7 protein-coding genes are annotated in these 8,511 nt (G+C 67.1%); 1 reads left to right on the top strand and 6 read right to left on the bottom strand.

The window, feature by feature from the left end:
• Positions 1-202: 202 nt before the first annotated feature.
• The 6 genes from IAE39_RS28230 to IAE39_RS28255 are packed head-to-tail and all read right to left on the bottom strand — an operon-like array spanning position 203 to position 7,014.
• Entirely contained in the window at positions 203-1,834 is a 1,632-nt protein-coding gene (locus IAE39_RS28230) for a BatD family protein (protein WP_201207760.1), read from the bottom strand.
• Positions 1,831-3,549 carry a vWA domain-containing protein gene (locus IAE39_RS28235; RefSeq protein WP_201207761.1) on the bottom strand — a complete coding sequence of 573 codons (1,719 nt, stop codon included), beginning with the start codon at positions 3,547-3,549 and terminating at the stop codon, positions 1,831-1,833. Before IAE39_RS28235 ends, IAE39_RS28230 begins: the two co-directional genes overlap by 4 nt.
• Positions 3,546-4,622 carry a vWA domain-containing protein gene (locus IAE39_RS28240; protein WP_201207762.1) on the bottom strand — a complete coding sequence of 359 codons (1,077 nt, stop codon included), beginning with the start codon at positions 4,620-4,622 and terminating at the stop codon, positions 3,546-3,548. The genes IAE39_RS28235 and IAE39_RS28240 overlap by 4 nt, the downstream gene beginning before the upstream one ends.
• Entirely contained in the window at positions 4,615-5,109 is a 495-nt protein-coding gene (locus IAE39_RS28245) for a DUF4381 domain-containing protein (protein ID WP_201207763.1), read from the bottom strand. Before IAE39_RS28245 ends, IAE39_RS28240 begins: the two co-directional genes overlap by 8 nt.
• Positions 5,106-6,050, bottom strand: coding sequence for a DUF58 domain-containing protein (locus tag IAE39_RS28250; RefSeq protein WP_201207764.1), 945 nt, complete (start codon positions 6,048-6,050; stop codon positions 5,106-5,108). Before IAE39_RS28250 ends, IAE39_RS28245 begins: the two co-directional genes overlap by 4 nt.
• 4 nt (positions 6,051-6,054) lie before the next feature.
• Positions 6,055-7,014 (bottom strand): AAA family ATPase, encoded by a 960-nt coding sequence (locus IAE39_RS28255; RefSeq protein WP_003247242.1) that lies wholly within the window; start codon positions 7,012-7,014, stop codon positions 6,055-6,057.
• Positions 7,015-7,245: 231 nt separating this feature from the next.
• Here IAE39_RS28255 and IAE39_RS28260 point away from each other — a divergent pair.
• Positions 7,246-8,511 (top strand): T6SS phospholipase effector Tle1-like catalytic domain-containing protein (locus IAE39_RS28260; protein WP_201207765.1); only part of this gene is annotated, 1,266 nt, incomplete at its 3' end.

Genomic DNA, 8,511 nt, shown 5'->3' on the forward strand with positions numbered 1-8,511 from the left:
CTTTAGCCGCGAAGCGCCGCGCGGGCGGCGCTCGATCTCACAGGCGCTGAACATGTTGTGGCGGACACCTGCAGGCGCTGAGCATCCACCGACGAACACCTGTCAGCCCTAACGCAATCTCGTGGCTGGCACCGGCTGCGCCGGTATTCGCGGGCGAACCCGCTCCCACAGGGACCGCGAAGAGGCCAGCCCAGGCAAGACATCACTTGGGATAAAGCGGCGGCAAGCTGCCATTCTCCCCAGCCGGCAACAACACCTGCTCAGCCGGCGGTATGGTCCCGATCGCCCGCCACAAATCCTCACCCTGCCAATACTGCCCACTTTCGCTGTACAACGCGCCGTTCAACCCATCCAGCGCATCCGACAACGGCACAAAGCGCGCCGCCATCTCGGCCAAGGTCTCCGGCTGTTGCCGGGCCCAGGCATCCAGCGCCTGTCGGGTGGCCTGGGGGTCGTTGGCCTGGCAGGCGCGCTTGAGGTCATCCAGCAAGGTACGCGGGCTCGGCCCGTTCTGCGCCGCGCGCAGCACCGCCGGTTGCGAACGGGCACGCCACCACAGGGTAAAGCCCAGCACGGTGGTGATGGCGAACACCAAGGTCGCCAGCTGCCAGGGCCACAGCACAGTGTCGGCACTGCTGTTGTCGCCCAGCGGGGTATCGGCGCTCAGCGCCGGGTTGTCCTGCACGTTCAGCGTGCGGGCTGGCAGGCTGCTGTGCTCAAGGTGGTCTTCGCGGGTGTTCCACCAGGCCACTTCCAGCGCCGGCAGGGCCAGCGTGCCGGCATGGGTCGGCACCAGCGCTTCGCGCTCTTCGCGGTTGGCGGTCATGCCGCGTTCGTTTATTTCGTTGCGCAGCAGCGGCTGGTCGGGGTAGCGGCGCAGGCCGATGATTTCGGTGGCCGGCAGCGGCGGCAACTGGGTGCTGGACAAACCATCGGCGCGCAAGGTGATGTTGCGCGTCAACGAGTCGCCGATCTGCACCTGCTGGCTGCCAGGGTCGGGGTTCCAGCGCTCTTCCAGGGTCAGGTTGCGGGCTGGCAACCACGGCACGCCAGCGGGCCAGGCGGCCGGAATCGGGCGCACGGCCAGGCGCAACGGCAACGAGCTGACCTGTACCTGGTGGCCGGCGCGTGCCGTGCCGTTGCCCTGCGGGGCCTCGTCGCTGCTGGCAGCGGCGGTGGCGGTGAAGGTCAGCGGCGGGATTTCGAGTGTGCCGCTTTGCTGGGCATACACGGCATAACGGGTTTCGATCACGCCATGGCGTACGCCGTTGATTTCCTTTTCATAGGTGCGTGATTCGCCCAGCGGCTCGACTTTGGCGTTCTCCAGCTGCAACGGGCTCAGGCTGCTGTCGTCGTACAGCGCTACCGAGTGGTAGATGCGCACGGTGAGCACGGCCTGGGCCTGCACGTAGACGTCGGGGCTGTCGAGGCTGGCCTCGATGAACACCTGCGAGGTGTCCTGGCGGCTGGCATCGGCCTGCAGCACTTGCAGTTCGATGGCCTGGCTGCGCGACTGGCCCAGTTGCAACTCGGGAATGCGCAGGCTGCCGCTGCGCCGCGGCAGCAGGGTGATGATCCAGCGGGTGCTGGCGCGGGTTTCGCCGTCGAGGGTGTGCAGGCTGTTCAGCTGGCGCGTGCCGCGCACTTCGAAGTCGCCTTCCAGGGCGCGCAGGTCGGGCTTGCCGAACTGGGTGACGTCCTGGCTTTCCAGGGTCAGCTCCAGGCTTTCGCCGGCTTCCAGGCGGGTGCGGTCGACGCTGGCCTGCAGCAGGGGTTCGGCCTGGGCCAGTACGGCCCACAGCAGGGTAAGGAGAAAGACGCCGAAGCGACTCATCGTGGGGTTTCCTGATGCAATTGCTGTTCATACCAGAATTTGCGCCGCAACAGCTCCGCCGGGTTGTCGGGGATCTCCCGCAGCCATTGTTCCAGGGCCTGGCGCTGTTCGGCGTCGAGGTTGGTCGATACCGGGCGCTGCGGCGGCTGGATAACGCCGTCATCGGCCCCCGCCTGATTGCCGGGGGTGGCCTGGTTGCTGCCGTTGCTTTCGCCAGGCTGTTCGGCGCTGGCTTGTTCGTCGTTACCGGGGGTGCCTTGGGCCGGGCTGCTGGCCGAGCTGCTGTTGCCTTCGGTTTCGCTGCCGGGCGTGCCTTGGGCATCGTTGCCGGGCGGTTGTTGCTCAGCCTTGGCCTCACGCTGTTGCAGCATTTGTTGCACCAGCGCCTGGTTGTCCAGCGCCGCTTGCAGGTCGGCCTGGCGCTCCAGGGCTTGCTCGTAGGCGTCCAGGGCAGCCTCCAGCTCGCCGCTGTGGGCCAGGGCATTGCCTCGATTGTAGTGGGCTGCGGCGCTGTCGCCCTGGGAAAATGCCTCGGCGGCGCCGGCATAGTCGCCGGCCTGGTACAGCGCCATGCCGCGCCATTGCGGGTCCTGGAAGTGGCGCGCCGCGCTGGCCGGGCGGTTTTGCTCAAGCAGGCGCTGGCCTTGCTGGTCGGGGCGCAGCCACAGGTCGTTGAACTCGAAGGCCTGGCTGGGTTGTGGCAGGGCCAGCAGCAGCGGCAGGCAGAACAGCCAGCCACGCCGGCCGGCGCAGGCGGCCAGCAGCAACAGTGGCAGCAGCAGCCAGTAGCCTTGGTCGGCCCAGCTGTCCAGTTGCAGGGTCTGGCCGTCGTTGCGCCCGACCCGCGGGTTGTCGAACAGGCCCAGGCCACGCAGGTCGAGGTCATCGATGCGGGCATGCCGGTAGCGCCCGCCGGTGCCGCTGATAAAGCCCTTGAGGCTGGCGCTGTCCAGGCGGGGCAGCAGAATGCCGCCCTGGTCATCTTTAAGGTACTCGCCGTTGGCCTGGCGTACCGGGGCGCCTTCACGGCTGCCGATACCCAGCATCAGCAGGCTCGGGCCCTGGCGGCCGAGGGCCTGGGCGATGCCCTGGCGCTCCGGGGCACTCAGGGATGAAGCGATCAGCAGCAGGCGGCCCTGGCCGAGACCGCTCTGGGCCAGCAGCGCCAGGCCTTTTTGCACGGCCAGGTCGGCGCGCTGGCCGGGTTTGGGCATGATCGACGGGTCGATGGCCTCAAGCAGGTTACGGGTGGTAGCCAGGTCGTCGGACAACGGCACCAGGGTGTGCGCGGAGCCGGCATACACCACCAGCGCGGTCTGGCTGTCGCGGCGGTGTTCGAGCAGGTCGAGGATCTTGCGCCGGGCCTGTTCCAGGCGGTTGGGCGGGCTGTCCTCGGCGAGCATCTGTGGGGTCAGTTCGAGCAGGATCACCAGCGGGTCGGCCGGGCGCTGGCGGTTCTCTTCCACACGTTGCCAGCTGGGCCCGAGCAGGGCCAGGATCACCAGTAGCCAGGCCAGGCCAAGCGCCACCCACGGCAGTTTGCTGGCATTGCCATTACCGCCGCCCAGCAGCACACCGTGGAACGCGGGTGGCAGAATCATCTGCCAGCGCCCGGCGCGCTTGCGCCGGTGCCACAGTTTGTACAGCAGCCAGCCGAGCAGGGGCACGGCCAGCAGCCACAGCGGGCGCAACCATTGCGGCCACAGGTCGATCATCGCCGCCTCCTTAACCGCAGGCGCTTCAGGCGTTGGCGCCACTCCGGGTGGGGCTGCAGGAAGCGCGGCCTGCGCAACAGGCGCTGCAACAGGTTGTCGGGCCATTGCACAGCCACTACCAGCAACACGCTTAGCAGCAGCGCCAGGGCCAATGGCCAGGCGTACAAGGCCTGGGCCGTGCGCGCCTGGGTCGGTTGCTGGGCCACCGGTTCGAGCTGGTCGAGGGTGTCGCCGATGGCGTCCAGCTCGGCGCCGTCATGGGCGCGGAAGTACGCACCGTGGCTGATGTCGGCAATTTCCTTGAGCGCGGCTTCGTCCAGGTCCAGGCTCGGGTTGAGGCCGAGCAGACCGGGCGTGCCGCTGGCTTCGGGGTTGGCGCCAATGCCGATGGTGTAGATGCGCACGCCTTCCTGGGCCGCCAGGCGGGCGGCGGTCAGCGGGTGGATCTGACCGCCGTTGTTGGCACCGTCGGTGATCAGCACCAGTACCCGGCTTTGCGCCGGGCGCTGGCGCAGGCGCTTGACTGCCAGGCCAATGGCGTCGCCGATGGCAGTGTTTTTGCCGGCGATGCCGATTTGCGCCTCGTCGAGAAAGGTGCGCACGGTACGTCGGTCGAAGGTGAGCGGCGCCTGCAGGTAGGCCTGGCTGCCGAACAGGATCAGGCCCACGCGGTCGCCCTCGCGGTCCTGCAAAAAGTCGCCAAGCAGCGCCTTGACCAGGTCGAGGCGGCTGATGTCTTCGTTTTTCCACTGCATGTCGGGGAAGTCCATCGACCCGGATACGTCCACGGCCACCAGCAGGTCGCGGCCGCTGGCGGCCACCGGCACCGGCTCGCCCAGCCATTGCGGGCGGGCGGCAGCGCACAGCAGCAACAGCCAGATGACCACGAACGGCGCCTGCTGGCGCCAGGTCGGCAGGTTCAGCCGTGCGCGGCGCCCGGCCAGGCCTTCCAGCTCGTCGAGGAAGCCGACCTTGAGCACGGGCTCGCCGCTGTCGGCGGCGGGCAGCACCAGGCGCAGCAGCCACGGCAGCGGCAACAGGGCGAAGACCCACGGCCAGGCCAGTTCAAACATGCTTGCGGATCCAGGTTTCGACAGCTTGGCTGAGGCCGACAATGGCTTTGTCGTCGAGCTTGCACTCGGGCTTGTAGGCACCTTCGACCAGCACCATCCAGCGGGTCAGGCCGGCGGCCGGGCAGCGGTTGTCAAGAAACGCCAGCCACTGGCGGCCGTTGAGGGTATGGCTGTTGGCACCTGGGTAGTGGCTGCGGCACAGGCGCTTGAGCAGGGCGTTGATCTGCTGCAGCCAGGCGCCGGCCGGGGCGCCGTCGTACGGGCGTGGCAGGCGGGCCAGCTCGGCCAGCGCTTCCACGCGTACCGGGTCCAGCGGTTGCTCGGCGCGCACGATGCGCCGCTTGCCCGGGCGCCAGCGGCGCAGCCGCCAAAGGCCCCAGCCCAGCAACGGCAGGATCGCCAGCAAGGCCCACCAACCGGGTGCCGGCGGCCACAGGCCGATCGGCGCCGGTTCGATCAGCGGTTGCAACTGATCGAGCGGGTTCATGGCGCGCTCCGTGGCCGTTGGGCGCTCAGGTACTCGCGCAGTTGTTCGATCATTTCGCTTTGCGTGCTCAGCGGCATCAGCACCACGCGCAGCTTTTGCGCCATCAGTTCCCAGCGCTCGATACGTGCCTCGGCTTGCTGGCGATAGGCCTGGCGCAGGTTGGCGTCGAGGGTGTCGAGCTCCAGCTGGGCGCTGCGCTGGGCAAAACGCAGCAGGCCGGCGGCAGGCAGGGCATGGTCGAGCGGGTCGGACACCGGCAGCAACAGCAGGTCGCAATGCCGCGAGAGCATGGCCAGGTGCTGTTCCACCTGGGCGCTGAGCGAGCGCTCGTCGCAGATGACGATGGCCAGGCTACCGGGGCGCAGCACTTCGCGGGCGCGGCGCAGGGCCAGGCCAAGGCTGTCGGTGCCGGGCATGGCCTCGGTGTGCAGCGACTGGTTGACCTTGGCCAGGCGGTTGAGCAGCTGCAGCAGGCTCTGCTTGCTGCGCCGCGGCTTGATTTCGTGGTGTTCGTTATCGCCAAACACCAGGCCGCCGATGCGGTCGTTGTGGCCCAGCGCGGCCCAGCCGAACAGCGCGGCGGCCTGGGCCGCCAGTACCGATTTGAACATCAGCCCCGAGCCGAAGAACAGCCGCTGGCTCTGCTCGGCAAGAATGAAAATTGGCCGTTCGCGTTCTTCGTGAAACAGTTTGGTGTGTGGCTCCTGGGTGCGTGCGGTGACGCGCCAGTCGATGTTGCGCACGTCGTCACCAGCCTGGTACACGCGCACCTGGTCGAAGTCCACGCCGCGCCCACGCAATTTGGAATGGTGCAGGCCTACCAGCGGGCTGCGCTGGCCAGGCTTGGAAAACAGCTGGATTTCGCGCACGCGGTGGCGCATGTCGATCAGCTCGGCAAGGCCGATGCGGATGCCAGGTTCGGCCAACTGCGCAGTGGGCATGGGCTCAGGCAACGGCGACGACGTCGAGGATGCGCTGGACCACGCGGTCCTGGTCGATCCCCGCCGCCTCGGCCTCGAACGAGAGAATGATACGGTGGCGCAGCACGTCGAACAGCACCGCCTGGATGTCTTCGGGGCTGACGAAGTCGCGCCCGGCCAGCCAGGCGTGGGCGCGCGCGCAGCGGTCCAGCGAAATGGACCCGCGCGGGCTGGCGCCATAGGCGATCCAGTCGGCCAGTTCAGTGTCGAACTTGGCCGGGGTGCGGGTGGCCATCACCAGCTGTACCAGGTATTCCTCCACTGCGTCGGCCATGTACAGGCCAAGGATTTCCTTGCGCGCGGCAAAAATGGCCTGCTGGCTGACCCGGCGCTCGGGCTTGGTCTCGCCGCCCAGCGCTTCACCACGCGCCTGCGCCAGGATACGCCGCTCTACCGCTGCGTCGGGGAAGCCGATTTTTACGTGCATCAGGAAGCGGTCGAGCTGGGCTTCGGGCAGCGGGTAGGTACCTTCCTGCTCGATCGGGTTCTGCGTGGCCATGACCAGAAACAACGGCGACAGGTCGTAGGTGCTGCGGCCCACGCTGACCTGGCGCTCGGCCATGGCCTCGAGCAGCGCCGACTGCACCTTGGCCGGGGCACGGTTGATTTCGTCGGCCAGCACCAGGTTGTGGAAGATCGGCCCCTGCTGGAACACGAAACTGCCGGTTTCCGGGCGATAGATTTCCGTGCCGGTGATGTCGGCCGGGAGCAGGTCGGGGGTGAACTGGATGCGATGGAACTGCGCCTCGATGCCTTCGGCCAATTCTTTGATGGCTTTGGTCTTGGCCAGGCCCGGGGCACCTTCGACCAGCATGTGGCCGTCGGCCAGCAGCACGATCAACAGCCGCTCGACCAGTTTTTCCTGGCCTAGGATCTGGGTAGAAAGAAAGGTGCGCAGCGCGATCAGCGCTTCACGGTGTTCCATCGGCGACGGTTCCTGGTAGGTGGCCTGAGGCGGCTGAAGGCAGCTGCCCTGGCAAGGGCTGATACTTTAATCCATCCGGGGGGGCGGCGACCAATGGCGCTGGGTAAATTTATCGTTGCAGGGGGGCATGCGGATACAGAAATGTCCCACGCAGGGCTGGCCATTGCCTGATGTTGCATGACGCCTTGCTGGCGCTTGCTTGTGCTTTTTGGGCAAGCACAAGGCACGAACATGAAATTGAGCAGCGGCGGTACGCCAACCCCTGAACGGATAACCCTGCGTTTCGGGGTGTTTTTCGATGGCACCGGTAACAACCAGCACAATGCCACAGCGCTGGCTGGGCAAGGCGGCAGTTATGCCAACGCCTTGAGCAATGTGGCACTGTTGCACGCGCTGTATCCGGCGGATGCGACCCGTGCTGACGGGCAGTTGGCCTTCTTGAAGCACTATGTGGAAGGGGTGGGGACCCTGGCCGGTGAAGCCGACCAGGTCTATGCCTCGGCCACCGGGCGCGGGCGCACGGGGGCCGAGGCACGGGTTGCCGAGGCGTTGCAGGGGATTGCCGGGCAACTGCAGGCTTGGTCCCAGGCGCATCCGCAGCTCTTGCTGGAACGGCTCGAGTTCGACCTGTTCGGTTTCAGCCGCGGTGCGGCGGCGGTGCGCCACCTGGCCAACCTGTTGCACGAAGGCGCTGATGGGCTGTTACCGGTGACGTGTGGCATTTCGATCAACTTTATCGGCCTATTCGACACCGTAGCGGCGATCATCGCACCGTTGCAAGGCGACTTCGACCCTGCGGACGACCGCCATGGCGGCCTGCGCCTGGGCCTGGGCGCAGGCATTGCCCGGCGGGTGGTGCAACTGGTGGCGGGGGACGAGCAGCGGCACAACTTCCCGCTGGTGAGCAGTGGGCATGACATCGTGCTGCCGGGCGTGCATTCGAACATTGGCGGCGGGTACCCGGAAACCATGCGGGAGCAGGTGCTGTTGTGCAAGCCGCAGTCCCAGCGTGTGCCGGCAGCGATGCCAGCCGGGCAGAGCCGCGTGCAGGCGTCGATGAGCGCCTTGCTGGCGACGGATTTTGCCGAAATGGGCGAGCCCAGGCCCCAGGTCATCACCTGGGAAGAGCCGATTGCCGGCGGCCGGCCGAGTGAGGCGCAAAAGCAGGTCTATGCGGCACTGTACCGCGAGCGGGAAGTGGCCGGGCAGCTTTCGCGGGTGTACTTGAGCGTGATGCGCGAACTGGCGGTCCGGGCTGGCGTGCCGTTTGCGGCGCTGGGCGGGCAGGTTGAGCATCAGTTGCCGGATGAGTTGCGGGTGATCAGCGGCAAGTTACATGCGTTTGCCCTGGGGGAAACCGGGCAGTTGGGGTTGAGTGAGGGCGAGCAGCAGTTGTTGCGCGACAGGTATGTGCATGCATCGGCGAACTGGAATGCGCTGAAGGGCTTGCGTAATAGCGTGCTGGATGTGTTGTTTGTCAACCGGCCGGGGGAGGGC

Source organism: Pseudomonas sp. S37, from assembly GCF_016658545.1.
Classification (GTDB): domain Bacteria; phylum Pseudomonadota; class Gammaproteobacteria; order Pseudomonadales; family Pseudomonadaceae; genus Aquipseudomonas.